Origin of the sequence: Bradyrhizobium sp. Mp27, from assembly GCF_029953005.1 — a bacterium.
Lineage (GTDB): Bacteria > Pseudomonadota > Alphaproteobacteria > Rhizobiales > Xanthobacteraceae > Bradyrhizobium > Bradyrhizobium barranii.
Genome location: NZ_JASAUS010000041.1, coordinates 32267 through 58265, shown reverse-complemented (window position 1 = coordinate 58265; position 25999 = coordinate 32267). Strand labels below are relative to the sequence as shown.

Annotated in this window: 27 protein-coding genes; 6 read left to right on the top strand and 21 right to left on the bottom strand. The window is 64.4% G+C overall.

Annotated elements, in window-relative coordinates; all coding sequences use genetic code 11:
- Positions 1 to 134: 134 nt before the first annotated feature.
- From ftsH to tolQ, 10 genes are all read right to left on the bottom strand, one after another.
- Positions 135 to 2057, bottom strand: a complete 1923-nt coding sequence (gene ftsH, locus QJT78_RS21670; protein ID WP_008136887.1) for an ATP-dependent zinc metalloprotease FtsH — start codon at positions 2055 to 2057, stop codon at positions 135 to 137.
- Positions 2058 to 2327: 270 nt separating this feature from the next.
- A complete protein-coding gene (tilS, locus tag QJT78_RS21665) occupies positions 2328 to 3410 on the bottom strand; it encodes a tRNA lysidine(34) synthetase TilS (RefSeq protein WP_038943228.1) in 1083 nt (360 codons plus the stop codon).
- Positions 3411 to 3482: 72 nt separating this feature from the next.
- A complete protein-coding gene (gene ybgF, locus QJT78_RS21660; RefSeq protein WP_028152223.1) occupies positions 3483 to 4514 on the bottom strand; it encodes a tol-pal system protein YbgF in 1032 nt (343 codons plus the stop codon).
- 184 nt (positions 4515 to 4698) lie between these two features.
- Positions 4699 to 5187 (bottom strand): peptidoglycan-associated lipoprotein Pal, encoded by a 489-nt coding sequence (gene pal / locus QJT78_RS21655; RefSeq protein WP_028152222.1) that lies wholly within the window; start codon positions 5185 to 5187, stop codon positions 4699 to 4701.
- 293 nt (positions 5188 to 5480) lie between these two features.
- On the bottom strand, positions 5481 to 6206 hold the full coding sequence (locus QJT78_RS21650; RefSeq protein ID WP_028152221.1) for a hypothetical protein: 726 nt from the start codon (positions 6204 to 6206) through the stop codon (positions 5481 to 5483).
- A 195-nt stretch (positions 6207 to 6401) separates the two neighbouring features.
- On the bottom strand, positions 6402 to 8735 hold the full coding sequence (locus QJT78_RS21645) for an EAL domain-containing protein (RefSeq protein WP_028152220.1): 2334 nt from the start codon (positions 8733 to 8735) through the stop codon (positions 6402 to 6404).
- Between the two features lie 289 nt (positions 8736 to 9024).
- Positions 9025 to 10386: a Tol-Pal system beta propeller repeat protein TolB gene (tolB, locus tag QJT78_RS21640; protein WP_028152219.1), complete on the bottom strand. Its 1362-nt coding sequence runs from the start codon at positions 10384 to 10386 to the stop codon at positions 9025 to 9027.
- A gap of 23 nt (positions 10387 to 10409) precedes the next feature.
- The gene (locus tag QJT78_RS21635) at positions 10410 to 11366 is read right to left on the bottom strand and encodes a hypothetical protein (RefSeq protein WP_028152218.1); all 957 of its coding nucleotides are present in this window, start codon (positions 11364 to 11366) and stop codon (positions 10410 to 10412) included.
- Positions 11367 to 11370: 4 nt separating this feature from the next.
- Positions 11371 to 11820 carry a protein TolR gene (gene tolR, locus QJT78_RS21630; RefSeq protein ID WP_028152217.1) on the bottom strand — a complete coding sequence of 150 codons (450 nt, stop codon included), beginning with the start codon at positions 11818 to 11820 and terminating at the stop codon, positions 11371 to 11373.
- 43 nt (positions 11821 to 11863) lie between these two features.
- Positions 11864 to 12580, bottom strand: a complete 717-nt coding sequence (gene tolQ, locus QJT78_RS21625) for a protein TolQ (protein ID WP_014492404.1) — start codon at positions 12578 to 12580, stop codon at positions 11864 to 11866.
- Positions 12581 to 13245: 665 nt separating this feature from the next.
- Here tolQ and ggt point away from each other — a divergent pair.
- Positions 13246 to 14982 (top strand): gamma-glutamyltransferase, encoded by a 1737-nt coding sequence (ggt, locus tag QJT78_RS21620; protein ID WP_028152216.1) that lies wholly within the window; start codon positions 13246 to 13248, stop codon positions 14980 to 14982.
- Positions 14983 to 15131: 149 nt separating this feature from the next.
- Here the strand turns inward: ggt and QJT78_RS21615 are convergent, their stop codons facing one another.
- The 10 genes from QJT78_RS21615 to QJT78_RS21570 all read right to left on the bottom strand — a co-directional run bounded on the left by QJT78_RS21615 (position 15132) and on the right by QJT78_RS21570 (position 20596).
- On the bottom strand, positions 15132 to 15842 hold the full coding sequence (locus QJT78_RS21615) for an SDR family NAD(P)-dependent oxidoreductase (protein WP_028152215.1): 711 nt from the start codon (positions 15840 to 15842) through the stop codon (positions 15132 to 15134).
- 25 nt (positions 15843 to 15867) lie between these two features.
- Entirely contained in the window at positions 15868 to 16635 is a 768-nt protein-coding gene (locus QJT78_RS21610; protein ID WP_028152214.1) for a serine acetyltransferase, read from the bottom strand.
- Between the two features lie 63 nt (positions 16636 to 16698).
- Positions 16699 to 16836 carry a hypothetical protein gene (locus tag QJT78_RS21605; protein WP_193375943.1) on the bottom strand — a complete coding sequence of 46 codons (138 nt, stop codon included), beginning with the start codon at positions 16834 to 16836 and terminating at the stop codon, positions 16699 to 16701.
- Complete coding sequence (locus tag QJT78_RS21600) at positions 16833 to 17090, bottom strand: hypothetical protein (protein WP_028152213.1); 258 nt, start codon at positions 17088 to 17090, stop codon at positions 16833 to 16835. The genes QJT78_RS21605 and QJT78_RS21600 overlap by 4 nt, the downstream gene beginning before the upstream one ends.
- Before the next feature lie 67 nt (positions 17091 to 17157).
- On the bottom strand, positions 17158 to 17325 hold the full coding sequence (locus QJT78_RS21595; protein ID WP_155257986.1) for a hypothetical protein: 168 nt from the start codon (positions 17323 to 17325) through the stop codon (positions 17158 to 17160).
- 385 nt (positions 17326 to 17710) lie between these two features.
- Positions 17711 to 18196 (bottom strand): DUF2852 domain-containing protein, encoded by a 486-nt coding sequence (locus QJT78_RS21590; protein WP_028152211.1) that lies wholly within the window; start codon positions 18194 to 18196, stop codon positions 17711 to 17713.
- Between the two features lie 120 nt (positions 18197 to 18316).
- On the bottom strand, positions 18317 to 19057 hold the full coding sequence (locus QJT78_RS21585; protein ID WP_028152210.1) for a TetR/AcrR family transcriptional regulator: 741 nt from the start codon (positions 19055 to 19057) through the stop codon (positions 18317 to 18319).
- A gap of 172 nt (positions 19058 to 19229) precedes the next feature.
- Entirely contained in the window at positions 19230 to 19592 is a 363-nt protein-coding gene (locus QJT78_RS21580; protein WP_028152209.1) for a YciI family protein, read from the bottom strand.
- Positions 19593 to 19657: 65 nt separating this feature from the next.
- Complete coding sequence (locus tag QJT78_RS21575; protein ID WP_028152208.1) at positions 19658 to 20062, bottom strand: YciI family protein; 405 nt, start codon at positions 20060 to 20062, stop codon at positions 19658 to 19660.
- Positions 20063 to 20230: 168 nt separating this feature from the next.
- Positions 20231 to 20596 (bottom strand): nuclear transport factor 2 family protein, encoded by a 366-nt coding sequence (locus QJT78_RS21570; RefSeq protein ID WP_028152207.1) that lies wholly within the window; start codon positions 20594 to 20596, stop codon positions 20231 to 20233.
- A gap of 317 nt (positions 20597 to 20913) precedes the next feature.
- Here QJT78_RS21570 and QJT78_RS21565 point away from each other — a divergent pair, with 317 nt between their 5' ends.
- The gene (locus QJT78_RS21565) at positions 20914 to 22581 is read left to right on the top strand and encodes a PAS domain-containing methyl-accepting chemotaxis protein (RefSeq protein WP_038943223.1); all 1668 of its coding nucleotides are present in this window, start codon (positions 20914 to 20916) and stop codon (positions 22579 to 22581) included.
- A gap of 93 nt (positions 22582 to 22674) precedes the next feature.
- Here the strand turns inward: QJT78_RS21565 and QJT78_RS21560 are convergent, their stop codons facing one another.
- A complete protein-coding gene (locus QJT78_RS21560; RefSeq protein WP_028152205.1) occupies positions 22675 to 23052 on the bottom strand; it encodes a cupin domain-containing protein in 378 nt (125 codons plus the stop codon).
- A gap of 89 nt (positions 23053 to 23141) precedes the next feature.
- Between QJT78_RS21560 and QJT78_RS21555 the strand changes: the two genes are divergently transcribed.
- The 4 genes from QJT78_RS21555 (at position 23142) to QJT78_RS21540 (ending at position 25911) form a co-directional block, all read left to right on the top strand.
- Positions 23142 to 23930 (top strand): SDR family oxidoreductase, encoded by a 789-nt coding sequence (locus QJT78_RS21555; RefSeq protein ID WP_028152204.1) that lies wholly within the window; start codon positions 23142 to 23144, stop codon positions 23928 to 23930.
- Between the two features lie 121 nt (positions 23931 to 24051).
- On the top strand, positions 24052 to 24489 hold the full coding sequence (locus QJT78_RS21550; protein WP_028152203.1) for a hypothetical protein: 438 nt from the start codon (positions 24052 to 24054) through the stop codon (positions 24487 to 24489).
- Between the two features lie 287 nt (positions 24490 to 24776).
- On the top strand, positions 24777 to 25121 hold the full coding sequence (locus QJT78_RS21545) for a hypothetical protein (protein WP_028152202.1): 345 nt from the start codon (positions 24777 to 24779) through the stop codon (positions 25119 to 25121).
- 427 nt (positions 25122 to 25548) lie between these two features.
- On the top strand, positions 25549 to 25911 hold the full coding sequence (locus QJT78_RS21540; protein WP_028152201.1) for a hypothetical protein: 363 nt from the start codon (positions 25549 to 25551) through the stop codon (positions 25909 to 25911).
- Positions 25912 to 25999 lie beyond the last annotated feature (88 nt).

The window sequence follows — 25999 nt, the reverse complement described above, 5'->3', positions numbered from 1 at the left end:
AGCGCACCGCCGAAGGGGCGGTGCGCTGCGTCCGGAGCACGAGACCGGAGTTTGGAGCGCAACTGCATCAACATCGGCCAACAAAAAACGCGGCGTTTCCGCCGCGTTTTTCGATTCGATTGGCCGCTTCTCAATTACGCCTGCGGCTGCGGCTCCAGGCCGGGATCCGGATCGGGGCGCGGACGCGACTTGCCGGCCGGGGGCACGGCAGAGGCGCGCGGCGTGGTCGGCTCGAGCACGGACTCGCGGTTCGGCTTCTTGCCCTTGAGCAGGTCGACGATCTCGTCACCGGACAGCGTCTCGAACTCGAGCAGGCCCTTGGCGAGGGCTTCGAGGTCGGCACGCTTCTCGGTGAGAATGCGGGTCGCTTCGTTGTAGCCTTCTTCCACGAAGCGCCGGATCTCGGTGTCGATCTTCTGAACCGTGGCTTCCGACGCATTCTGGGTGCGTGACACCGACATGCCCAGGAACACCTCGTCCTGGTTCTCGCCATAGGAGACGGTGCCAAGCGCCTCCGAGAGGCCCCAGCGCGTCACCATCATGCGGGCCAGACGCGTCGCCTGCTCGATGTCGGAGGATGCACCCGAGGTCACCTTCTCACGGCCGAAGATCAGCTCTTCGGCGACGCGGCCACCCATCATGATGGCGAGGCGCGAGGTCATCTGCTCCAGCGACATCGACAGCTTGTCGCGCTCGGGCAGCTGCATCACCATGCCGAGCGCACGGCCGCGCGGAATGATGGTCGCCTTGTGGATCGGATCGGTCGCGACGACGTTGAGGCCGACGATGGCGTGGCCGCCCTCGTGATAGGCCGTCAGCAGCTTCTCTTCCTCGGTCATGACGAGCGACTTGCGCTCGGCGCCCATCATCACCTTGTCCTTGGCCTCTTCGAACTCGGCCTGCGTCACCATCCGCTTGTTGCGGCGGGCGGCGGTCAGCGCGGCTTCGTTGACGAGGTTCATCAGGTCGGCGCCGGAGAAGCCCGGGGTGCCGCGCGCGATGGTCTTGAGGTTGATATCCGGCGCTAAGGGCACCTTGCGGACGTGAACCTTGAGGATCTGCTCGCGGCCGACGACGTCGGGATTGGGCACCACGACCTGACGGTCGAAGCGGCCCGGACGCAGCAGCGCGGGATCGAGCACGTCGGGACGGTTGGTCGCCGCGATCAGGATCACGCCCTCGTTGGCCTCGAAGCCGTCCATCTCGACCAGCAACTGGTTCAGCGTCTGCTCGCGCTCGTCATTGCCGCCGCCGAGACCGGCACCGCGATGACGGCCGACCGCGTCGATTTCGTCGATGAAGATGATGCAGGGCGCATTCTTCTTGGCCTGCTCGAACATGTCGCGGACGCGGGAGGCGCCAACGCCGACGAACATTTCGACGAAGTCAGAACCCGAGATGGTGAAGAACGGCACGTTGGCTTCGCCCGCGACCGCACGCGCGATCAGGGTCTTGCCGGTACCGGGAGGGCCTACCAGCAGCACGCCGCGCGGAATCCGGCCGCCGAGGCGCTGGAATTTGCCGGGGTCGCGGAGGAACTCGACGATCTCCTGCAGGTCCTGCTTGGCTTCGTCCACGCCGGCGACGTCCTCGAAGGTGACGCGGCCATGGGCCTCCGTCAGCATCTTGGCGCGCGACTTGCCGAAGCCCATCGCCTTGCCGGCGCCGCCCTGCATCTGCCGCGACAGGAAGATCCAAACGCCGATCAGCGCGATGAAGGGCAGCCAGGAGACCAGCAGCGAGACGAACCACGGCACGTTGTCGCCGGGCGGCTTCGCGGTGATCTGGACCTTGCTGTCATAGAGGCGCTTCACCAGCGTCGGATCGTTCGGCGCATAGGTCTGGAAGCTCGAGCCGTTGGTGAAGGTGCCGTGGATGTCCGGGCCCTGGATCACGACGTCGCGCACATTGCCGCGGTCAACTTCGCTCAAGAGCTGGGAGAAGGCGATGTCCTGCGAGGAGGCGCGCTGACCCGGATTCTGGAAGAGCGTGAACAACGCCAACAGCAGCAAGACAATGATGACCCAGAGGGCGAAATTGCGCAGATTGGCGTTCATCGATCTTCCTTCATGGTCGCGCGGATCGCGGCCTGATCCTTGGGCGGTAGCAGTTAATTTGTCAGTGCGAGGAAATCCCCAAGGAATCCTCTTGGTTAGACGGATACAATTTAGGTGCCGCCCCGGTCGCTGCCAAGGGAACGAGATGGGACTATTTATCCCATCTTAGAGCGATTCCCGCTGAAATAATGGCGATCTGCCCGGGGTTTTTCCTGCCTGGTTCCTGCCTGGTTAAGGTGTCCTGACGACGCGCGGCGGAAACGGCCGGTGTCATGATCCGCCCTGATCCGCCCTCGTCCGTCCCTTGGACCGCCGGGCCGGCGCCGGTGCGATGTGGATACGCCCCCCGGCAAGGCTGATCAAGGCTCCCGCAAGGGTCTGCTTCAGGACCGGCCGGCCATTTGCGGCTGCGCGGGGGCTTGCAGCTATGGCCTGATCGAGCGCTGCCAGGAGGCTCTCGACCTTGCCGAGTTCCGCCGGCCCCTCATGACCAAGGGCATTGACGGCCCGCAGCAGGAGCCGCAGCCGGACCTCCTCAGGCAGATTGGCAAATGCCGAGGCCTCGAAGCTGCGAACGCCCGCCTGCGGCGCATCGCCGCGTGCCCGAAGCTGAAGGAAGCGCTCGGCACCGTCGACCAGCACGTCGATCGCCGCATTGGCGCGCGCCAGCCTGCCTGCGAGTCGCGCCAGGCTCCTGCTGTCGCCCCCCTCGGCCGCGAGCTGCGGCAGCAGCGCGCGCAGCCGCGGCCGGGTGAAGGCGGTGTCGCGATTAGTGGGATCATCGGCAAAGCCGATCTTCGCCCGCCTCAAGGTCGCGATCAGCTGCGACTTCGGGACATCGAGCAGCGGGCGCACCAGCACGACGCCGTCGCGTTCCGTGAGGCGCGCCATCGCCGACAGCCCGGCAAGCCCGCTGCCGCGGACAAGGCGCATCAACACGGTCTCGGCCTGGTCGTCGCGGGTGTGGGCGGTCAGCACATGGCTCGCGCCGGCCTTGTGTGCGGCTTGCGCAAGCAGGCGGTAGCGGGCTTCCCGTGCGGCGGCAGGCAATCCCGTGTTCGGCTTCGCGCCGCGCCAGCGCAGGGTCCGGTGTACCAGCCCGAGTTCGGCCGCCAGCCGCTTGACCTCGCGCGCCTCGCGCGCCGCCTCCGGGCGCAGGCCGTGATCGACGGTGACGACGGTCAGTTGCGGACCGCGCGCAAGACCGCGCTTCCAGCGCGCGGCGAGCCACATCAGCGCGACCGAGTCAGGTCCGCCGGAGACCGCGAGTACCAGCGCCGGCGCGCTTCTGAGCTCGGCGAAGAGTTGCTTCGCCGCGCGCGCCGAGATCGGTGAGTTGTCGTCGTCTGACATGACGCTGCCCAGGCAATCACCAGACTATTTAGCGCGGCGCCATCCGCATTGTCAGGGCGCAAATGCCATGCGTCAGCACTTCACCCGCTTCTGCTCGCGATCGACGGCGGATTTGACGCCGGCGGAGGCGCGCGGATATTTGCGGCCGACCTCGCCGAAGGCGGCGCAGGCGGCCTCCTTCTCCTTCAGCGCGGCCAGCGACTGGCCGAGCCGCAGCAGGGCATCCGGCGCCTTGGCGGATTTGTCGTATTTGGTGGTGACGGCGAGGAAGGCTTCCGCGGAGTCGCGATATTGCTGGCGCTGGAAATAGCTTTCGCCGAGCCAGTATTGCGCGTCGCCGAGCAGCGGATCGCTCGGATATTTCTGCGCAAAATTCTTCATGGTCTGCTCGGCCAGCGCATAATCCTTGCGCTGCATGTAGCCGATGCCGAGGTCGAACTCGTCGCGCGGCGTTGCCGAGGGCGGCAGGGTCGTCAGGCCGGTGCCGCCCGATGGCGCCGGATAACCCGATTGTGCCGGCGGATAGCCGGGCTGAGCTGCCGGCGGCACGCCTTGCTGGTAGCGCGGGCTGGTGTTGGCGAGATCGAGCGGCTCGCCAGCACCGCGCCCGCCGCCAGGGGCGCCTGCCGGCATCGGCTGCTGCCCGCCACCGAGCGCACGCGGCGCGCCGGGCGCATTCGGGTTCTGGTTCGGATCGAAGGAATCACCGCGGCGGCGCACGCCGGGCGCACCGGGCGCCGGCTGCTCCTGAACGATCGGCGCGGGAGCAGCGATCTGCGGCTGCTCGTAATTCGGCTGAGCCTGTTGCTGCTGGCGGTAGGCCGGCGCGGACTGCGCAGGCGGTACGGCTGCGACCGAGGGCTGGACCGGCACCTGTCCGGGCGCGGCCTGCGCGCCACCCTCGAGCGCCCGCAGCCGCTCTTCGAGCTGGCGGTTACGGTATTGCAGCTCCTCGTTCTGGCCGGTGAGCTGGCGCAGCTGGTTCTCCAGCCGCTCGATCCGCATCTCGGGGTCATCGTCCGACTGCGCCAGTGCGGGCGAGCACAAAGAGAACAGCGCGGCGATCGCCACGGTGCCGGTAAAGACCTTGGATCTGGATGACATCTTGCCCTGACGACGAAAACGAAATCTGCGACGGAACCTGCGACGCGCCACACATTGAAAGGCAGTACGCCAAAAATGTGACTGGCACCACGGGGTTTCGGTCACAGATGGCTGAAACAAAACCGGCGCCCGAGAGGGCGCCGGCATAATCGGTTCCTGAAGATGAACGGCGCCTGACTGATCGTCAGGAGCTCGCGTTCAGCACGGTGACGGCGCGACGGTTCTGCGACCAGCAGGAAATATCGTTACAGACCGCGACCGGCCGCTCCTTGCCGTAGGAGATCGTGCGCATGCGGTTCGGATCGATGCCGCGCGAGGCGAGGAACGAACGCACCGACTGGGCGCGGCGGGCGCCGAGTGCGATGTTGTATTCGCGGGTGCCGCGCTCGTCGGCATGCCCCTCGATGGTGAAGCTGTACTGCCGATAGTTCTGGAGCCACTGCGCTTGCTTCTCCAGGGTCACGATCGCCTGCGGCGTCAGATCGGTCTGGTCGCTCTCGAAGAACACGCGGTCGCCCACGTTAACGACGAAATCCTGCTGGCTGCCAGGCGTCGCAGCATTGGCCATCGCATCCGTCGCTGCGTTCTTGTTCGCGCATGCGCCCATCGACAGCGCGATCGCAACCACCGCAGCCAGCTTCAATCCCTGGAGGATACGCATAGGGTATTTCATTCCGGAGCCTCCACGCTCACGTTCGTCCACTGCTGTCCGGTCTACAGGGGGTTGGTTAAGCGAACGTTCCGTCAACCTTGATGGAACCTTGCTTCAGCCGGTCAAATGCCCCTAAACCGCGAAAAGCAACCGTCATGGTTAATGGGTTCTAAATGTGGCGCGAGGGTGAAGCAACCTGCAGCAACCGGCAAAAGTGCAGGTTTTTGCTGGAATTTTGGGCTCGAACGATGATGGGGATGAACGGAGCCCCGGCCGAACGGCGCGCGGCGGCTCGAGGCGGTGACGGCAGGCAATCAGACGTGAGCGGCTTCCGGCACCAGTGACGACCGCTGCGGGATCTCGCGCTGCCCACCGCGCCCGAACAGCATCCGCCGCTCGAAGGCGGTGGAGCGCATGATCGGATAACGCTCGAACACCTTCTTCCGGAAGGTCGGGAAATCCGCCGCCATCAGTCCGAACGGCTTGGTAAGACCCGGCACCAGGCGGGGCTCGGCGATCGTCTCGTGCAGGAAAACCCGACGGTAGAAGGCCTGATGCTCGGGACGGACGATGGCGAGGCCGAGATCGGCATTGAAGTGCTCGCACGCCATGTAGGCGAGCCGGGTCGTCAGATAGGGCAATTCCGGCACCCGCTTCACCTGGTCGGGATCGGCGACAAAGCGGGTCGGGTCGATCATGACCTCGCCGCGATCGAGCCGCGGCAGCAGGATGTCGGGGAAGACGTCGGCCGAGGTGGACTCGCGCCATTCAGAAGTCAGCACGCTGATGCGCACGGAGCTGCAGAGCTGGCCACGGAGATAGACGCCGAAGGTCCACGCGTTCGGCAACTCGTCGTAACGGTCGGTGACCCGGGCTTCCGCGGATTCCCTGACGGCACCCTCGCGCAGATAGGCGCGGTAGCGGAGGTTGTAGATTTGCTCCTTCTCCGCGTCCGTTTCCGCGAGATGATAGTCGACGTCGGTCAGAAGCTCCGCTCCCCGTCCAACAGCCGAAATGACAGATCTGGCTGAGGACTGCATTCGAACTCCTTACCCACCACCAACAACACCACGCGAACCTGGGCCATTTGCCGCTGACAACTTGCGCGCGCGTGACGATTTATTAACACCTCCTTAACGACGATGCAAAGCAATCGACGCGATAGGGTTAACCCCCGTAGCACTACGGTGGGTTCAGCAACTGTCTGAAACGACGTTCAATTTCTGGATGTGGACTCAGGCGAAGGAGCGTGAGCTGACAACCTGGAGCAGGCCCTCGCCGCGCCGTCCATGCGAGGCGTTGAGGAGCTGGCGCATCCGCACGGCGGGCACCGGACGGCTGAACAGATAGCCTTGCGCCTCAGAGACGGTGCCGTCTGCGCTGATCAGCTCGAGCTGCTCATTGGTCTCGATGCCTTCGACCACCACGGCCATGCCGAGGTCGGCCGACAGCCGCGCCACGCCACGCAGCAGCGTCAGCGGCCGGTCGGTATCGATGCCCTCGAGGAAGGAGCGGTCGATCTTCACCTTCTGCATCGGGAAATTGTGCAGATAGCTGAGGCTGGAATAGCCGGTGCCGAAATCGTCGAGCGAGATGCGCACGCCGAGCGCATGCAGTTGCGACAGCGTGTCGTGGGTGAGCTGGGTGTTACGAAGCAGCGAGGACTCCGTGATCTCGATCTCCAGCCGATGGGCCGGCAGCCCCGAGACCTCGAGCGCGTAGCGGATTTCGCTGAGCACGTCGCGCTGGTGGAATTGCTGCGGCGAGAAGTTGACGGCGACGCTGACGCCGTCGGGCCACTTCATGCATTCCATGCAGGCGCGGCGCAGGATCCAGCGGCCGAGATCGACGATCAGCCCCATGTCCTCGGCGACCGGGATGATGTCGACCGGCGAGACCGTGCCGCGCACCGGATGATTCCAGCGCAGCAGCGCCTCGCAGGTGGTGATCTTGCCGGACTTCAGATTGACCAGCGGCTGGTAGAACAGCTCGAACTCCTCGTTGGCCAGCGCCTTGCGCAGGTCGAGCTCGAGGATGCGGCGGGCCTCGACGGTCGCCGCCATCTCGTCGCGGAAGAAGCAGAAGGTGCCGCGGCCGTCGGCCTTGGCGCGGTAGAGCGCCATGTCGGCGTTCTTGAGCAGCGTGTCGGCCCTGACGTCGCCGTCCGGCGAGGTCAGCGCGATGCCGACGCTGGCGCCGATCTCGACCAGGTGATTGTCGATGCGGTAGCGCTCGCTCAGGCGTTCGACGATGCGGCGGGCGAGGCTCGCGGCATCCTCGGCCGAGCTGATGTTCTGCTGAAATACGACGAACTCGTCGCCGCCGAAGCGGGCGACGAAATCCTCGGGACGCAGCATCTCGCGCAGGCGGTTGGCGACCGCGCACAGGAGCTGGTCGCCGCAGGGATGGCCGAGCGTGTCGTTGACCTGCTTGAACTGGTCGAGGTCGACGAACAGCAGCGCCGAGAGGCGCTCGGCGTCGTGCGAGATCGCCAGCAACCGTTCGATCTCGTCGCGGAACGAGACCCGGTTGGGCAGCGCCGTGAGTTCGTCATAGCGGGCGAGATGGGTGATCCGGGCTTCCGCGTTGGTACGCTCGGTGATGTCTTCCAGCAGCAGCACCGTGCCGCCGCCGGTCATCGGCTGGAACGTCCAGGCGAGTGCGCGGCCGCGCGAGGAATCCGGGTCGGTGGTGACGATCTCGCAGATCCGCGCATGCTCGATCTCGGCGAGGATCTGCTTGCCGCTCTCCGCCGAGATTGAGCCGGCGGCGATACAGGCTGATACGATGTCGGCAGCGGTGGCGCCACGCTTGACCAGATCTTCGGGCAACGCCATCAGCTCGCCGAAGCGATGGTTCATCACCGCAAGGCGGCCGTCGGCGCGAAACATGCACAGGCCATGCGGCATGTTGTTGAGCGCGGTGTCGAACTGGCTTGCCAGGGCGGACTCACGAAAGCTCGAGGTCAGCGCCTTGACGAAGATCGCATGCAGGCTGAGGTTGATGTTCTTCAGCCCGACGAAGAAGAACACGAGCAGGACGGCGAGCCCGATGTGGTAGAAGCCGCCATGCAGCAGCAGCGCGAGCGACATCGGTGCGCAGGCGAGCGCGACGTGCCACTGGATCACCCGGGGCTGGCCGTAATTGCGGGCGGCGCCGCCCGCGGTGTAGCCGATGCCGATGGCAACACAGAGCATGTCGGCAATCGGATCGTCATTGTTGTAGATGACGACGAAGGACCACAGGCCGAGCACCGCCGCATAGCTGAGCGCGCCGAGCCAGTAGCGCGGCTCCAGGTGCTTGGCTTCCTCGAACGACAGTGGGTGCGTGCGGTTTTCGTATCCGCGCATCTGGAACGCGCGCGCGGTGCCGATGGCGATCAGCAGAAATGCGAGCGGCCACAGCCAGACATCGCCTGTCTTCAGCGCAGTCATGACCGCGGCCACGGCCGCGGAGGCCGAGCCCAGGAAAATCGCCCAGAAATTCTGCACCATAGAGTTGATGAGAGCGGCGTAGAGTATCGGCTCCAGCTCGTCTCGATCGCTCTGCTTCTGGTCGGCCAGCTGCATCGGCTTGTTACGCGTCCTGTTTGGCGCGTACTTTTACCCAGACCTGATGAAGCCTTTCTGAGGGAACATCGTTAAAGTCGAGTTGTTTTTCGGCAATAGCGAACATGTTTCCGCTGAAATATCAAGCAACTAGGCAAGCGTTGCCGGGCACAAGGTGAAGGAAAGCTTGCGTCCCGCGCCAAACCCCGAAAAAATCGGCATGTTTTTTCGAAAACATCGCACGTCTGAACGCGCAATGTCTTAGCCCCGATGTTTCACGCGAACTGTATCCACTTCGCCCGCAATCGCTCTAGCCGGGTGTCGAGGACAGCAGCGGCGACCATGCCGGGTCGGAGGCGAAGCCCGGCGTCGGCACCTTGAGCTCGTTGCGGCCGGAGATGTCGACGGAGAACAGCGACGGCCCGCCGCTGCCGCCGGGATCGCGGAAGAACATCAGCACACGACCGTTCGGCGAGAAGGTTGGCCCTTCGTTGTGATAGCCGGAGGTGAGCAGCCGCTCGCCGGAGCCGTCCGGCTTCATGACACCGATCGAGAACTGCCCGCCGCCCTGCCTGGTGAAGGCGATGTAATCGCCACGCGGCGACCACACCGGCGTCGAATAGGTGGCGTTGGTGTCGTCCTTGGAGAAGGAGATGCGCTGCGCCTGTCCACCGCCCGCGGCCATCACATAGATCTGCGACCTGCCGCCGCGATCGGATTCGAAGCAGATGCGGGTGCCGTCCGGCGAGTAGGACGGCGACGTGTCGATCGCCGGCGTGTCGGTAAGGCGCGTGGTCGAGCGCGAGCGCAGATCCATCACGAACAGGTTCGAATTACCGCCCTGCTGCAGGCTCATGATGACGCGCTGGCCGTCCGGCGAGAAGCGCGGCGCGAAGGTCATGCCGGGGAAATTGCCGACGATCTCGCGCTGGCCGGTCTCGATGTTGAAGAGATAGACCTTCGGATCGCCCTGGCCGAACTCCATATAGGTGATCTCTTGCGAGTTCGGCGAGAAGCGCGGCGTCAGCACGAGGTCGGAGCCGCGCGTCAGATAGCGCACATTGGCACCGTCCTGGTCCATCATCGCGAGCCGCTTGACGCGGCGCTCCTTTGGACCGGTCTCGTCCACGAACACCACGCGGCTGTCGAAATAGCCCTTTTCGCCGGTCATCTGCTCATAGATCTGGTCGGAGATGATGTGGGCGATACGGCGCCAATATTCCGGCGAGGTGAAATATTGCTGGCCCGCAAGCTGCTGGCCCGTGATGACGTCCCACAGGCGGAATTCCGCCTTGAGCCTTCCGTCCTGCCCCCGCGTCATGCGGCCGGTGACAAGGGCCTGCGCGTTGATGGTCTTCCAGTTCTGGAATTGCGGCGCGACGTCGATGTTGCTGATGCGCTCGATGAAGGCGGCCTGGTCGATCGGTGCGAACAGGCCCGACCGCTTCAGATTGTTGGTGATGACCTGGGTGACGCCGTTGCTGACGTCGCCGTCGGCGGGCGAGCCCGGCACGAAGTTGGAGATCGCGATCGGGATCGGCCGAAACTCCGTTGGATTGAGTTCGAGCCGCTTTTGGCCCTGGGCCAGGGCGTGTCCGCCCCCGAGCGTCGCGAGCGCCGATCCTGTCAGCGTCATGAAGCGGCGGCGGTTCATCGATAGGACGTCATTCATCGCAAAATTCTTTTGTTCGGATGTCACAACATATCTTTCAGGCCGAAGCGCATTGGAATGGTCTTCCAGGTGTCATACTGCTGCTTCGGCAGGAACGAATAGACCTGACACTGCACGATGGCGCGCTTGGCGCTCTCCGCCACCGCCTGAGCAATCGACCGAGACGGGCCGCGAACGGCGACGATAATCGGCTCGGACGCAAGCGAGCCGTCGATTTTCATCGGGATATCGATGTCAGCCTCGTATTGCTCGGCGTCTTGCCCGTTATAGGTGGGCGTGAAGCAGCGCCGGACCGCATTCGTGAACGCGCCGCCCCACGTCGCAACGTTGTTGGCAGCAGTCCCGGTCGTCGATCCCAGCGCAGCCGACGCATTCAGCGCCGCGCCGGAGATCTCGTGCCGGGTCGCCGCGCGCTTGTCGAGGTCGCGCTGGATCTGCGCGGGATCGAAGCTGCGCTCCTTCGGCTTCGGTTGCTGTTGCGGCTGCACCGCCGCGACCTTCTGCTCGACCGGCTTCGGCGGAGGCTTCTTGGTCTCCAGCTTCTTCTGGAGCTCGGCGATCGGATCTTCCTTGGCCGGATCAGGCTTCTTTTCCTGCGGCTTCGGCTCTTCTTTGGGCTTGGCCTCGGCAACGGGCTTGGGCGGCTCGGGCTTCTTCTCGACCGGCTTCTCGACGGGTTTCGGCGGCGGCTCGGGCGTCGAGTTGGTCTTGATCAGCTCTTTCTTCTCGGTGACCTTGCCGACCGCGTCTTCCTCGGGCTTGGCCTCGGCGATCTTCTCGACCTTGGGCTTCGGCTCTTCCTTCTTGCCGGTCTTCTGCCCCGACATCATCTGCGCAAGCTGATCGGTGGAGATGATGTCGATCGGAAGCGACTCTTCCGCGACAAAGGCCTTGCTGCTAAAGGTGACCAGTCCCCATCCAAGCACGAGGACGTGGAGGGCAATCGACGCAACGAGTGTCTTGTCGACGTTCACCTTCACCGGTTTACCCCTGATCCGCCTCGGTCACGAGCGCCAGCTTCTTGAAGCCGGCGCCGGACAACAGGCCCATGACCTTGGCCACCGTTCCGTAATCCGCCTTCTTGTCCGCGCGAAGATAGATGCGCTCCTCGAGCCCGCCGCGCGCGTCCGTGATCGCCTTCAGCTTCGGGATCAACTCGTTGATCGCGATCTCGGCGTCGTTGATGAACACCTTGCCCTTGATGTCGACCGACATCTGGATCGGCTTCTGATCGTTGTTTTCGAGGCTCTTGGCCTGGGTCTGCGGCAGGTCGAGCGGCACACCGACCGTCAACATCGGCGCCGACACCATGAAGATGATGAGCAGCACCAGCATCACGTCCACCATCGGCGTGACGTTGATCTCGGCCACGACGGGCTTGCGCCGGCCGCGGCGCCCGCCGCCTCCGGACGAACTAGCTACGTTCATCGCCATGATCGAGTGCCCAAATTGCCCCTCACACTATACATCCCGTCCGTCAGCCCCGCTCGTCGATCTGACGCGACAGAATGGCGGAAAATTCATCAGCGAAACCTTCCAGCCGCTGGGCCTGCCGGTTCACCTCGGAAGTGAACTTATTGTAGAAAATAGTGGCAGGAATGGCGGCGATAAGGCCGACGGCGGTCGCAAACAGCGCTTCCGCGATGCCCGGCGCGACCACCGCCAGGGAGGTATTTTTCGATGCCGCGATCGACTGGAAGCTCGACATAATGCCCCAGACCGTGCCGAACAGGCCGACGAAGGGGCCGGCGGAGCCGACGGTGGCGAGCACCAGCAGCCGGCGTTCCAGCCGCTCGACCTCGCGCGCGATCGAGACGTTCATCACCTTGTCGATGCGCATCTGAAGGCCCGCGACCGAGCGGGCGTGGCTCTCGAACGAGCGCTTCCACTCGCGCATGGCGGCGACGAAGCAGGCCGCCATGGAATGCGTCGGCTTGGCCGAGAGCGTGCGATAAAGCTCCTCGATCGACTCGCCGGACCAGAAGGCCTGCTCGAACCGGTCCATCGAGCGGCGGGTGCGCGCGTAAAGAAAGATCTTGTCGATCGCGATGGCCCAGACCCAGACCGAGCAGGCGAGAAGCCCCAGCATCACCGCTTTCACGATCCAGTGAGCCTGCCAGAACAGCGCAATCAGCGACACGTCCGCGGAAGCGGCAACCGGAAGGGCTGACTGAGCCACGTCGGCCGGATTCATAAGCAGTATCCTCTCAAGGCGATCATTTCCCTGACCTCTCCGGCCAGCAAATGGCTGCCGGTTCCCCAACAGCCGCGCTAGCACCGGCGCGGCCGGCAAGCCCGCTCAAAGCCTTGTCTTTCTGGGGTACAGGGGCTCGTCCAAAGCCGGCCGCCTGCATTCCCTGCCAAGATGTCAAAACTATGGGCCTTGAGCACGGCTCCGGGCACGTCTGTCCGCAATTACCAGAGCCCGCCGATGGTTAACGTGCGGTTACCACGGCCGAATTTGGCTGCCGGAAAGGTAGGCAGCGCAGGCGGTTCGCCGCTTTGCCGCGGGGAGGCGCTACCTGCCTGCCGACGTATTCGAGCCGCCCGCTCCGGGCGAGATCGGTTCCCTCCCCCCCTTGCGGGGGAGGGCTAGGGGGAGGGGTACCGCACGGGGGCTCCCACCGAAATCGGACGCACGCAACGAGCACCTTTTCCTGAGCTACCCCTCTCCCCCGCCCTCCCCCGCAAGGGGGGAGGGAGCGCAGCGTGCTCCGTGCGGGCACCCGATTTCTTACGCTGACCGTTCGATCACCGCTGCCATCAGCGGCCGATTTGCCCGACGGATTCCGCCTGATAGGCTGCGCTTGCATAGATCAACAAGGGCCGGGACAGCCGGCCTCGCCAAGGGAGCAAGCCGTGCAAAATGCGGGAACACGCCTGCGGTGGCTGAACGCCGCGATCATATCGATCTGCCTCACAGCCTTTGACCCCGCCCACGCGGCGTCGGTCGCGCCGGTCGCTGCGCAAAACGGCATGGTGGTGTCCGCGCAGCATCTGGCGACCCAGGTCGGTGTCGATGTGCTGAAGCGCGGCGGCAATGCCGTCGATGCCGCTGTGGCCGTCGGCTATGCCTTGGCCGTCGTCTATCCGGCCGCCGGCAATCTCGGTGGTGGCGGCTTCATGACGATCCAGCTCGCCGACGGCCGCAAGACCTTCCTCGATTTCCGCGAGACCGCGCCCAAGGGCGCGACTGCAAACATGTATCTCGACAAGGATGGCAACGTCATCAAGGGCATCTCGACCAAGGGGCATCTGGCCGTGGGTGTGCCAGGCTCCGTCTCGGGCATGGAATATGCGCGCGAGAAGTACGGCACTATGAAGCGCGCCGACCTGCTCGCTCCCGCGATCCAGTTCGCCGAACAGGGATTTGTGCTCGACCAGGGCGACATCGACCTGCTGCGCACGGCAACCGACGATTTCAAGGACGATCCGGCATCGAGCGCCATCTTCCTCAACAACGGCCAGCCGTTCGGCGTCGGCGATCGACTGCAGCAATCCGAGCTGGCGAAAACCCTGCGCGAGATCAGCAGCAAGGGCACCGACGGCTTCTATAAAGGCTGGGTCGGCAGCGCCATCGTGGCGTCGAGCCAGGCCGGCAAGGGCCTGCTGACGCAGGACGACCTCGACGGCTACAAGACGCGCGAGCTCGCACCTGTCGAATGCGACTATCGCGGCTATCACGTGATTTCCGCGCCGCCACCGAGCTCGGGCGGCGTCGTCATCTGCGAGATCCTGAATATCCTGGAGGGCTACCCTCTGAAGGAGCTGGGCTACCATTCCGCGCAGGCCGTGCACGTGCAGATCGAGGCCATGCGGCATGCTTACGTGGACCGCAACAGCTATCTCGGCGATCCGGATTTCGTGAAGAATCCGCTCGACCGCCTGCTCGACAAGAATTACGCCACCAAGATCCGCGCCGTGATCGATCCGAACAAGGCCGCAATCTCCAAGGACATCAAGCCGGGCGTCGCGCCGCACGAGGGCAGCAACACCACGCACTATTCAATCGCGGACAAGGACGGCAACGCGGTGTCGGTGACGTACACGCTGAACGATTGGTTCGGCGCCAAGGTGACGGCGGCCAAGACCGGCGTGCTGCTGAACGACGAAATGGACGACTTCACGGCCAAGGTCGGGGTGCCGAACCTGTATGGCCTGGTGCAGGGTGAGGCCAACGCGATTGCTCCCGGCAAGCGTCCACTGTCCTCGATGAGCCCGACCATCGTCACCAAGGACGGCAAGACGGTCATGGTGGTGGGCACGCCCGGCGGCAGCCGCATCATCACGGCGGTCCTGCAGACCATGATCAATGCGATCGACTACGGCATGAATGCGCAGGAGGCGGTCGACATGCCGCGCATCCACCAGCAATGGCTGCCTGATATCACCAACGTCGAGAGCTATGCGCTGTCACCGGACACGCAGAAGATCCTGGAAGGCATGGGCCACAAATTCGGACCGCCGCAGCCGGCCAACCATTTGGCGGTCATCATCGTCGGCGCGCCGTCGCTGAACGGCGAGCAAGTCGGCAATAATCGTTACTACGGTGCGAACGATCCACGCCGAAACTCGGGATTGGCCGCCGGGTATTGATCTACGCCACCGTCACGACTGTCATACCCCGTGGAAGCGGGGTATCCAGTACGCGGCGGCTCCTCCGTATCTCAATGCTGTCTCTGGAATACTGGATTGCCCGCCTTCGCGGGCAATGACGGCGGTAGGAATGGTCGAGGGCCGCCCCTCTACCACTTCTCCTTCGAGGTCCGCACGTCGAGCTCGAACGACCAGGCGCGCTCGGGCTGGCGATAGAGGAAGGCGAAGGCATCGACGATGCCATCGATGTCGATCAGGCTGTCCTCGCGGCCGGCCGCATCCGGGAATCGTGAAAAGATCTTGTCGCCGGCGATCGCGCCGTCGACCACGACATGGCCGACATGGATGCCGTCGCTCGCGTATTCCTTCGCCATCGCCTGCGCCAGCGTGCGCAAGCCGGCCTTGGACGAGTTGAAGGCGCCGTAGCCGGAGCGTCCGCGCAGCGAGGCACTGGCGCCGGTGAACAGCAGCGTGCCGGTCTTCTTCGGCACCATGCGGCGCACCGCCTCGCGGCCGAACAGGAAACCGCCGAAGCAGACCACGCGCCAGGCGTTCTCGAAATAGTCGGCGTCCATCTCGATGATCTTGCCAGGCGTGTTGTTGCCGGCGTTGTAGATGGCGAGGTCGAGGTTGTCGCCGGCGGCATCGAACAGCGCGACGATGTCCCCCTCCCTGGTCGCATCGGCAACGAAGGGCACGGCTGCGCCGCCCGCCTTCGTGATGTCGTCGACGACGGCCTGCAAGGCAGACAGCGTCCGGCCCGCGACGATCACCTTGAGCCCATCGGCCGAAAAACGCTTGCAAAGCCGGGCTCCGAGCCCGCGGTCCGGACCAACGCCGATCACGATTGCCGTCTTCATTGCAACTCTCCGAAGGTTGATAGGGTCAGGCCGCCGAGGCGGGCTCGGGGCAATTGGTCAATCGCGCGGGATTGCCGATCGCGGTGCAGCCAGCGGGCACGTCACCCGTCACAACAGCGCCGGCGCCGATCTTTGCGAAATCACCGATATTGATGTCACCGAGAATGGTCGCGCCGCCGCCGATGTAGACGCCGCGGCCGATGCGCGGCGAGCGCGTCGGCAATTCACCGCGACGGCCGACGCTGACGTTCTGGAGGATGGTGACCTCGTCGCCGATCACCACATTCGCACCAATCACGATGCCGGTGGCGTGGTCGAGATAGACGGACGATCCAATGGATGCGGCCGGATGAATGCTGATCTGCAGCAGGTTGGACGCCTCGTTCTGAAACAGCAGCGCCGCGTCGTGATGGTCATGACGCCAGAGCCAGTTCGAGACGCGCCAGGCTTGCAGCGCGACGTAGCCCTTGTAATGCAGCAGCGGCGGCAGCAGGTCGGTGATGGCGGGATCGCGCAATGCGATGGCCTGCAGATCCCGGCTGGCGGTTTCGATCAGGTCTGGCTCGCCTTGAAAGGCGTCGCGGGAATAGGACGTGAAGCGCGTGCGCCCGGTGGTGCCGCTGCCGAGCCGCTGCCCGATCAAATCGGCCAAAGCGGCAGCAAAATCATCATGAGCGAGAATGGCAGTCGCAAGGGCCTTGCCGAACACGGGGTCGGCATCGGCCGCGCGCTGCGCCTCGCTGCGGACCTGTTGCCAGAGGCCGTCGCTCGCCGTGATCGCAGCTTCCGCCATTGTCGCCTCCGGTCCGCCCACTCTCGTGAAGGCGAATATAGGCGGTCCGGGTCGGGGCGCCAGTCACGCCGCCGGGACGCGCTTGCTTTCGCCCTCAAGACCGGGCCGGGCCCGCTTGCGCAGGCTGAGCGCGTAGAGCCAGCCGCCCGCCGCGATCAGAATGGGCAGGACGAAGAGCACGACATCGCGGAGCAGGATCATGGGGCGATACTCCCCTTCGCAAAAGAGACCGCGCGGCTGAGTGCGAACGAGGCGAACCAATAGAGATAAAGGCTGAGAAAGAACCGCCAGGATTCGCCGAGCTGCCACTGCGGATAGAGCTGGACTTCCGTCGGCCATCCATTGAGGAACGCGATCGCCACCGGCACGGTGTTTCCGAACCGGTCGAACTGCGCCGAGGCGCGCTCGAGGAGCGCGATGCCATGGCTGATCTCTCTGCGTTCGGCGTTGGTCATGGTCGGGCCCGTCAGCGCGCGGGAGATGCGCCGTCAGGGCTTGGTCGGGCCCAGCGCGGATCGGGTTCTACCGGTCCTGCACATGTACGTGATCGACGCCGCAGAACGCACGCCCACCGGCGCAGAGGCGAAAATGGCAATCGGGATCGGACGCGCAGCCGCCATAGACCAAGCCGATGTAGCCCAGCACCGCCAAGGCGGTCACGGCAAGCAGCAGGCGGGTGTAGAGGTCCATGATGCGCGTCGTCCAGACAAGAGCAGCGCGGCCCGGTGAGGCAGCGCAAGTCTTAGTATCGAATGACCGAGTCTGGGTTCTGGCCGCTCGTAGCCAAGCAACGACTGGATCTACTCCCTCTCCCCGTTCTTACGGGGAGAGGGTTGGGGTGAGGGGCCTCTCTCCACACGCGAGATCGTCGATTGACCCGTACCCCCTCACCCGCCGCGCTCAGGGGCGTAAATGCGCTCCCGAGCGCGTCGACCTCTCCCCGCAAGCGGGGCGAGGTGAAAAAACCAAACCGCCCGCCTGCGGGTTGCGCAGGCGGGCGGCTCGGGGCCATCAGGACTTTGGGGGCATGCGCCTGAAGGCTTTGAGAGGCAGACCCCGGATCAGCCTTTTTAGATCAGCCTTGCGGCTGGTCGGTCGGCGGCGGGGTCGGGCGCGTCTTGTGCTGCGCCATGAACTGGTCGAACTCTTCCTTGTCCTTGGCGTGACGCAGACGGTCGAGGAAATTCCTGAACTCGACCTGCTCTTCCTCAAGCCGCTGCAGCGTCTCGGTGCGGTATTCGTCGAAGGCACGGTTGCCGCTCGAGGGCGGGCCGAAGCCGAAGCCGAAACCACGGCGCTCCATGCGGCCGCGCATGCGGTCCATCTTGTACTGCATCCGCTCCATCTTGTTCTGCCAGCGATCCTGGTGGCTCCAGCAACCCATTTTTCTGCTCCCGAGTGTGAAAAAGAGAAGGGCAAGTCCGATCGGCCACCAGATGATGAAGCCGAGGATGGTCACGGCGATCCAGCCGGGATGCCAGGGCGTATCGAGCATGTGGGGGCGCTCATAGCGTTCGTCAGAGGAACCGCGCCATCGATTGACATCAGCGGTGTAGGCCATTTCCATCTCCATCACGGCACCAGCGCCGTTGTGAATGTAAATAACATTTACATAGCTAGACCATCCCGCGGTTTTGTCAAGCCGGCCGCCTGACAGGGGCGCCGAATTATTTGCGCAATTTTATTTCGGCTTGCCCCAGGGGCCGCTGGGCGGCAGGCCAGAACCGGAGGATGCCTCCGGTGGCACCGGCGGCGGCTCGGCGCTTCTTGCGGGCGGACGGCGGTCGGTCGGGAAGCCGAGGCCGCGCAGATAGATCAGCACTTCGGCTTCGAGCAGGTCATCCGGCGACATCGGCAGTTTTCGCCGCGCGGCGTCGCCACGCGAGAACAGCGAGGCCACGCCGTGCGCCATCGACCAGATGTGCAGGGCCATCATCATGGCTGGTGGCCGCGGCGTGCCGGGCGGCGCCAGCGCCGCAAGCCGCTCGGCGGCTGCGCGAATGATGTTGAAGGCGCGTTCACTGGCGGCCTGCAGGGCCGGATTTGAATCGACCGGCACGCCTGATTCGAACATCGCGTTGTAGAAGGCGGGCTCCTCGCGGGCAAAGGCGAGATAGGCCTTGCCGACACGCTCGAACGCCGTGACCGTATCCGGTCGCCCGTCGTCCCAGGCCGCGGTCAGGCGCTGCTCGAACTGCTCGAAGCCGCGCTGCGCGATCGAGGACAGCAACTCCTCGCGGTCGCGGAAATGCCGGTAAGGCGCCGCCGCGCTGACGCCGGCCATGCGCGCAGCATCGGCAAAGGTGAAGCCGGCCGCGCCCTTCTCGGCGATCAGCCCGAGGGCAGCCTGCAACAGGGCTTCCTTCAGATTGCCGTGGTGATAGCCGCGCTCGGTGCGGCCCTGGTCCTTACGCCAGCTCATGTGAACAGCTTTTACATGAGCCGGGCGTGAAGTCACTAGCGCAGGCCGGATTTGATTAACCGGCCACCTCGTCATTCCGGGGGCGGCTCGACCCGGGGCTGCTCGACGAGCCGAACCCGGAATCTCGAGATTTCCGGGTTCGCGCGTGTGCGCGCCCCCGGAATGACACGGCCTAGCCGCCGGGGATCGGCAGCACCGGCATGATCTCGACGCGTTCGCCGGGGAAGATCGCGAAGTGCGGGTGGTTCTCGAACATCTTGGCTGCGGCCTCATGGGACGCGGCGCGGACCACGGTGAAGGCGCCCATCTCGTTGGCGATGTCGGCGACCCCCTTGCCATCGACCTTCTTGGTCTTGCCGAGAGGGCCGCCCATGGCCTGGATCGCGCCTTGATGCTTCTCGACCCAGCCTTTCCAGGCCGCCATGCCCTCCTGCTCCTTCGCCTTCCGCTCGGTCTCGGACATCGCGTTCCATGCGGCCCATTGCGGGCTGGTCTTGCTGCCGAGGAAAACGGCGAGATAGGTATCGGTGCTCATTGGTTCTCTCCTTTGTTGATGGATGATGGATCGACGAGCCGCGAATTGATCCGCGGCCGTCTCGGCTACGTCTTCAGATCGTCGAAGCCGGCGGCGGCTGCCTGCACCTCCGGCGGAAAGTCGGCCATCTCCTGCACCTGCCGGATCTCGATGACTTCATTGGCGGAGGCCGGGCACTTCTTCGCCCAGGCGATCGCCTCCTCGCGCGAGGCAACCTCGATCATCCAGTAGCCGCCCAGAACTTCCTTGGCTTCGGCGAAGGGGCCGTCGGTCACGATGGGCTCGCCGGTCGCGAACGAGACGCGCGCGCCCATCGACGGCGGGTGCAGGCCGTCGAGCGTGATGAGCACGCCGGCATCCTTCAGCGCCTCGTTGTAGCGCATCATCGCGGCGACGCGTTCGGGATCGAGTTGCACGTCCGGCGGCGCGGTCTCGTAGCCGAGCGGGATCATCAGCATCATGAATCGCATGAGCAGTCCTTGCTTGCTTTGTCGTTTCGGGTTTGCGCGGCAAGGCGCCACCCCCCGGAAGGACGGGAGCGGCGGGCGCGGGTCGCCCACCCTCACCTCTAAGACGAACCAACCTTTACGGAACCGACAAGGTGATGAAAATTATTCCGGAGGTCATTGCGCCGGCCGCTAGCGCGGCTGCGGCAGGAGGCGCCCATCCCTTCGGGCAGCGCCGAAATAGACGTCGATGCGGCGGACCTTGCCACCGGCAAAGGTGAAGAACTCCGTGTTGCGAAAGCTCCTGCCATCTGTCGCCAGACAGAGATAGGTGACGAAGGCCTCGTCGCCCCGGACGAAAATCCGCTCGATGTCGTGTCGCGCGATCCAGCCGGTGTCCCGCCAGCAGCGCTCGAAATAGGCCGCCTTGTCGAGGTCGTCGTCGAACGGACTGGTGAAGCGGAAATCGTCGGCCAATGCGTCGGCGACCCGTTGCCGGTCGTTGCCGAGATAGGCGGCGAAGAGGTCTCGAATCAGGCGCTCGCGGTCATCGGGCATTGAGGTCTCCGCAGAGAAGATCCTCTTGAAGACGATGCACGAACGCGTGCCCCGACATTGCTTGCCGAATTTCAACAGAGACGATGCGAAAATATCGCGAGGCGGGTCCGTACGATTACGGACCGACTATGTCCACCGCCGTGCATATAGGACGAGAATCTTCGCGGGTAGAACAACATGGCCGGCGCACGCGGAACCACGGAGACCGCGCAGCTTGCTGCAAGGATTTACAGTTGATCAACGCGTGCATGCAACTTTTCGGGAAGGCCAATTGCAGCTGGGCCGACGCATAGTTGAACCATTCCGGGGACCTTCAAGTGTTCAATTTCAACAGCAAGGCCAAAGTCCAGCACGCGCTCGCGGAAGTCGACGCCCTTGATCGCTCGCAGGCCGTCATCGAATTCGATCTCGACGGCACCATCCTCGATGCCAACGAGAACCTTCTGAAAATGAGCGGCTATTCGCTCGCCGAGATCAAGGGCAAGCATCACAGCATCTTCGTCAGCCCGGCCGAACGCGAGAGCGCCCGCTACCGCGACTTCTGGGCCAGCCTGAACCGCGGCGAATTCCAGACCACGCAATACAAGCGCTTCGGCAAGAACGGCAAGGAAGTCTGGGTTCATGCCTCCTACGCCCCGCTGCTGGACAAGAACGGCAAGGTGGTCAGCTTCATCAAGTTCGCCACCGACATCACGGCGTACAAGATCAAGACCATGGAAGACTCCGGCAAGATCGCCGCGATCAACCGCGCGCAGGCCGTGATCGAGTTCAACATGGACGGCACCATCGTCACCGCCAACGAGAACTTCCTGGGCGCGATGGGCTATTCGCTCGACGAGATCAGGGGCAAGCATCACAGCATGTTCGTGACGCCCGAGGACCGCGCGAGCTCGGCCTATGCCGCATTCTGGGCCAGGCTGAACCGCGGCGAGTTCGAGGCGGCCGAATACAAGCGGCTCGGCAAGGGCGGCAGGGAGATCTGGATTCTCGCGACCTACAACCCGATCCTCGACGAGACCGGCAAACCGTTCAAGGTGGTGAAGTTCGCAACCGACATCACCGCGCAGAAGATGAAGGGCGCCGACAATGACGGCCAGCTCGCCGCGATCCAGAAGTCGCAGGCGGTGATCGAGTTCAACATGGACGGCACGATCCGCACCGCCAACGAGAATTTTCTCAAGGCGGTGGGCTATTTGCTGGCCGAGATCAAGGGCCAGCACCATTCGATGTTCGTCGAGCCGAACGAGAAGAATTCGGCGGCCTACCGCCACTTCTGGGAGAGGCTCAACCGCGGCGAATACCAGGCCGCCGAATACAAGCGGATCGCCAAGGGCGGCCGCGAGATCTGGATCCAGGCGTCCTACAATCCGATTCTGGATCTCAACGGAAAACCCTACAAGGTGGTCAAATACGCCACCGACATCACCGCGCAGGCGATCGGCCGCAAGAAGGCCGACAATGCGCGCGGGCTGATCGAGGCGGTCGCGGCCGGCAGCGAGCAGATGAGCGCCTCGATCCGCGAGATCTCCGAGACCATGGCGAAATCGCGCGAGACCTCCAAGGTCGCGACCACTAGGGTCGAGTCCGCGGACGGCCAGGCTCAGAAGTTGACTGCGGCGGCCCAGGCCATGAGCGGCATCGTCGAGATGATTTCGGGCATCACCAGTCAGATCAACCTGCTTGCGCTCAACGCCACGATCGAATCGGCGCGGGCGGGCGAAGCGGGCCGCGGCTTTGCCGTGGTCGCCGCCGAGGTGAAGAACCTCGCCAGCCAGGCCAAGCAGGCCACCGACACGATTACCTCCGAAATCGACGCGCTGAACACCATCTCGGGCGACGTTGCGAGCTCGCTCACCGCGATCAAGGCCGCGATCGCCGGCGTCAACGAGTTCATCGCCTCCACCGCAGCCGCGGTCGAGGAGCAGAGCATCGTGACCTCCGACATGTCGTCGAACATGCAGCGCGCATCGGCAGAGCTGGCGTAAGCTCTCGCTTTATCACTATCCCCGTCGCCCTTCGAGGGCCGCTGAAGAAGCGGCCGCCGTAGGGTGACGGTGAGAGAGACCGACACCCTTATCCTACTGCTCCCAGCGTCGCGTCGCTTCACTCGCCCCTTCCGGCAGCATCTCGAAGACCGGCGAGGCCAACACCGCATGGACATGCAGCATGGTCGCTCCCGAATTGCGAAAACCGTGCTTGCGTCCGGCGGGAACCAGCAGCGCCTGTCCGGCCGTCACCGTGATACGCTCGGCTTCGACCCACATCTCCGCCTCGCCCGCCCGCACGGTGAGCACCTCCTCGACCGTGTGGCTGTGCGTCGGCGCGCCGGCGCCGGGATCGACCCATTGCTCGAAGATGCAGAGCGCGGTCGCGCCGTTGCGCGCGGATGTCACCATGCGGGTCTTCACACCTGGCCGCCATTCCTCGAGCGGGATCGTGCTGGGATCGATGAGCATGGCCTGGAGCCCTTCTTGCCGGGACGAAAGCGAAGTAAAAGGAGCCGGCGCTCGTGCGCGCCTCTTTCGAACACAGGACAGATTAGCAAATGCCGCAGGCCCCACAAAACGTCGCCCTCGTCACCGGAGCCGCGCGAGGCATCGGGCTGGCGACGGCCAAGAAATTCCTGGCCGAAGGGTGGCGCGTCGCGCTGCTCGATATCGAGGGGGAGCTGCAGGCGGGCGCGGCGGCGGCCCTGAAGAATCCCGATAATGCGCTGGCAATCACCTGCGACGTGTCCGACGCAGCCGCCGTGGGAGCTGCAATGGCGGCGGTCATGAGCCGCTTCGGTCGGCTCGATGCTCTCGTCAACAACGCCGGCGTCGCCGTGTTCGCGCCAGTGCTGGAGACCAGCGACGCCGACTGGAACAGGATCATGGCGGTCAATCTCACCGGCCCGTTCCTGTGCACCAAGGCGGCCGCGCCGCTGATGCGCGAGCAAGGCGGCGGCGCCATCGTCAACGTCACCTCGATCTCGGCGGTGCGCGCCTCGACCCTGCGTTCGGCCTATGGCACCAGCAAGGCGGGCCTTGCGCACCTAACCAAGCAGCTTGCGGTCGAGCTCGCCTCGCTCAACATCCGCGTCAACGCAGTCGCGCCGGGGCCGGTCGACACCGCGATGGCGAAGCAGGTGCACAGCAAGGAGATCCGCGCCGACTATCACGACGCCATTCCGCTCAACCGCTACGGCCTGGAGGAGGAACTCGCCGAAGCGATCTATTTCCTGTGCTCGGAACGATCGAGCTACATCACCGGCCAAATTTTGGCCGTCGATGGCGGCTTCGATGCGGCTGGCATCGGCCTGCCGACGCTGCGCGGCGAACGGCGGAACGGGTGAACATCGTAGGGTGGGCAAAGGCGCGCAAGCGCCGCGCCCACCTTCCCTTCAGATTTGCGATGCCATTGGTGGGCACGCTACGCTCTGCCCACCCTACGGGATCGAGCTTGTGGAGTGCTCCATGCGACGCATGTTCTTTGTGGGTGCCTGGATGCTCGCATCTGCGCTCTTTACCACCACCCCCGCCATGGCCGAAATCCGCATCGTCCAGTCGCCGGGCGGAGAGGTCGGGCCGTTCCTCGACCTGTTCGAGCAGGTGCGCGAGAGCGGCGAGCGCGTGGTGATCGACGGTCCGTGCCTGTCCGCCTGCACGCTGGTGCTCAGCATCGTGCCGGGCGAGCGCATCTGCGTCACCAAACGCGCGATACTTGGCTTCCACGCGGCGCGTTCGGTCGACCGGCGCGGGCGTTTTTATGCCGAGCCCGAAGCCTCCGACGCGGTGCTGCAGGCCTATCCCGGCCCGGTGCGCGCCTGGATCAGCCGGCACGGTGGCCTCTCGTCCAGATTGCTTTTGCTGAAGGGCCGCGACCTTGCGGCGATCTATCCGCGCTGCCGCTGAGCAACAGGCGGCCGCCAGCGATGTGACCGGGTTGCATCCGGCGCTGTCCGGCTATTAGGCAGTTTTGCAAAATCCCGACGATCCGACACGAAATCCGCTCAACCGCTTGGCAATGCCTGCCCAATTTACGCGGTTTGCGGCCTTTCCCGACCGTCTATGATGGCCCCGTCCAGATTGAGGCCGCTCGGGTCACGATGGCTGCAGGGCCGTCATAATCTCAGCAGTGGTCACAGACTAGGATGGTTTCGCTTTTTCAAGATTACTCATTTTCAAACCCATCGCAGGCCGTGCAGCCCATCGATTTTCACTACCGCCTGTCGGACCAGGGACGCATTGTCCTTGGCCAGTTGAGCTCCGAGGAAACCGTCGAATTCGAATTGCTGTCGCGGCGCCACCGCGAGGACCTGATGGACCTGCCGTCCGAGCTGCGGCTGCTCGAGCTCTATGTGAAATATATCGGCTCGGGCGCAGAGGCCGCGCTCGCGCCGTCGGAGCTCGCATGGCAGGCGAGCGAGCCACTGCAGCGGCGGAGACCGCCGCGTGCGCGAACGGCACGGCCGCGCAACTACATCCTCTCGATGATCGTGATCGCGAGCGTCAGCTTCACGCTCATCGCGTTGCTGGTGAGCTAGCCGGCAAGCGCGACGGCGAAATTGCGCCGGCCACGCATTTCGTTAGGCCTAGTAGAGCCTCTGGATGGTCTGCGCCAATTCCAATGTCGCGCAGATGAGCATGCCCCAAAGTGCAAAATTGATTTGTAGCGCCGCTGCCATCGGTCGCTCCCCTTCCAAGTTACGCCCACCCCAGTTTGTAGAATTTATGAAGAAATTATTAGCGATTCTGTCGTGGAGTTTACAGCCTAATATTTCGCCAGTTGTTGTGCGATGCGATCCTCATCATTTCACGAAGCGGCCTCACTGCTCTCGCAATGTGATGCGAGAGCACGATTCCATATTGGGCCTGGCGGCCACGTCGTTTCCCTTAGGTTCCATTTAACCGGCGCGATGCAAAGCTCCGCACGCGGAGTTTGCGTGTCGCGTACCGCACCAAGGGTCCGGCATGCTGCGTCACGGCTTCGTCTTGCTCACTTTTTGCGCAGCGCTCCTCGGATGCGCGGCGGCGCCGGCGCAGGAGCGCCGACCGATCGCATGGGACGGCCTCGGCCGGGATCCGAACCAGGCCCCTCACCGCCCCTCTGTCACAAAGCGGCGCACAGCGAACCCGGCACCTGCGCAGGACAATCCCAATCAGGAGCGGGAAAGAGTGCTCGCCACCTTGCGCCCGTTCTCCGAGGCGTGGTGGGTGGTCCATGACGAAATCGAGGCGGAGAACGACAAGCAGCTTGGCACGAAACTCGTGATCTGCCCTCGCTGCGTCGAACCGTCCCCGCCAAGCGATGACGTGACCGGATCGCGCCGGTGAGCGAGCATCCGGCCGATCGGTCGTGTGACATGCCGACAGCTAACGGGCCCTCTCCCGCAACTACGGTAGAGAGATTACGGCTTGGTGC

Excerpts from the sequence above, each read along its gene's own strand:
- QJT78_RS21615 (WP_028152215.1), bottom strand. The coding sequence starts at position 15,842 with ATGAAGACGGCAATCGTGATCGGCGTTGGTCCGGACCGCGGGCTCGGA.
- QJT78_RS21580 (WP_028152209.1), bottom strand. The coding sequence starts at position 19,592 with ATGAGCACCGATACCTATCTCGCCGTTTTCCTCGGCAGCAAGACCAGC.
- QJT78_RS21570 (WP_028152207.1), bottom strand. The coding sequence starts at position 20,596 with ATGCCCGATGACCGCGAGCGCCTGATTCGAGACCTCTTCGCCGCCTAT.
- QJT78_RS21555 (WP_028152204.1), top strand. The coding sequence starts at position 23,142 with ATGCCGCAGGCCCCACAAAACGTCGCCCTCGTCACCGGAGCCGCGCGA.
- ftsH (WP_008136887.1), bottom strand. The coding sequence starts at position 2,057 with ATGAACGCCAATCTGCGCAATTTCGCCCTCTGGGTCATCATTGTCTTG.
- QJT78_RS21600 (WP_028152213.1), bottom strand. The coding sequence starts at position 17,090 with ATGACCAACGCCGAACGCAGAGAGATCAGCCATGGCATCGCGCTCCTC.
- QJT78_RS21540 (WP_028152201.1), top strand. The coding sequence starts at position 25,549 with ATGCTGCGTCACGGCTTCGTCTTGCTCACTTTTTGCGCAGCGCTCCTC.
- QJT78_RS21550 (WP_028152203.1), top strand. The coding sequence starts at position 24,052 with ATGCGACGCATGTTCTTTGTGGGTGCCTGGATGCTCGCATCTGCGCTC.
- QJT78_RS21605 (WP_193375943.1), bottom strand. The coding sequence starts at position 16,836 with ATGATCCTGCTCCGCGATGTCGTGCTCTTCGTCCTGCCCATTCTGATC.
- tolQ (WP_014492404.1), bottom strand. The coding sequence starts at position 12,580 with ATGAATCCGGCCGACGTGGCTCAGTCAGCCCTTCCGGTTGCCGCTTCC.
- QJT78_RS21585 (WP_028152210.1), bottom strand. The coding sequence starts at position 19,057 with ATGAGCTGGCGTAAGGACCAGGGCCGCACCGAGCGCGGCTATCACCAC.
- QJT78_RS21595 (WP_155257986.1), bottom strand. The coding sequence starts at position 17,325 with ATGGACCTCTACACCCGCCTGCTGCTTGCCGTGACCGCCTTGGCGGTG.
- tilS (WP_038943228.1), bottom strand. The coding sequence starts at position 3,410 with ATGTCAGACGACGACAACTCACCGATCTCGGCGCGCGCGGCGAAGCAA.
- tolB (WP_028152219.1), bottom strand. The coding sequence starts at position 10,386 with ATGAATGACGTCCTATCGATGAACCGCCGCCGCTTCATGACGCTGACA.
- tolR (WP_028152217.1), bottom strand. The coding sequence starts at position 11,820 with ATGGCGATGAACGTAGCTAGTTCGTCCGGAGGCGGCGGGCGCCGCGGC.
- QJT78_RS21560 (WP_028152205.1), bottom strand. The coding sequence starts at position 23,052 with ATGCTCATCGATCCCAGCACGATCCCGCTCGAGGAATGGCGGCCAGGT.
- ybgF (WP_028152223.1), bottom strand. The coding sequence starts at position 4,514 with ATGTCATCCAGATCCAAGGTCTTTACCGGCACCGTGGCGATCGCCGCG.
- pal (WP_028152222.1), bottom strand. The coding sequence starts at position 5,187 with ATGAAATACCCTATGCGTATCCTCCAGGGATTGAAGCTGGCTGCGGTG.
- QJT78_RS21645 (WP_028152220.1), bottom strand. The coding sequence starts at position 8,735 with ATGCAGCTGGCCGACCAGAAGCAGAGCGATCGAGACGAGCTGGAGCCG.
- QJT78_RS21590 (WP_028152211.1), bottom strand. The coding sequence starts at position 18,196 with ATGGCCTACACCGCTGATGTCAATCGATGGCGCGGTTCCTCTGACGAA.
- QJT78_RS21575 (WP_028152208.1), bottom strand. The coding sequence starts at position 20,062 with ATGCGATTCATGATGCTGATGATCCCGCTCGGCTACGAGACCGCGCCG.
- QJT78_RS21610 (WP_028152214.1), bottom strand. The coding sequence starts at position 16,635 with ATGGCGGAAGCTGCGATCACGGCGAGCGACGGCCTCTGGCAACAGGTC.
- QJT78_RS21650 (WP_028152221.1), bottom strand. The coding sequence starts at position 6,206 with ATGCAGTCCTCAGCCAGATCTGTCATTTCGGCTGTTGGACGGGGAGCG.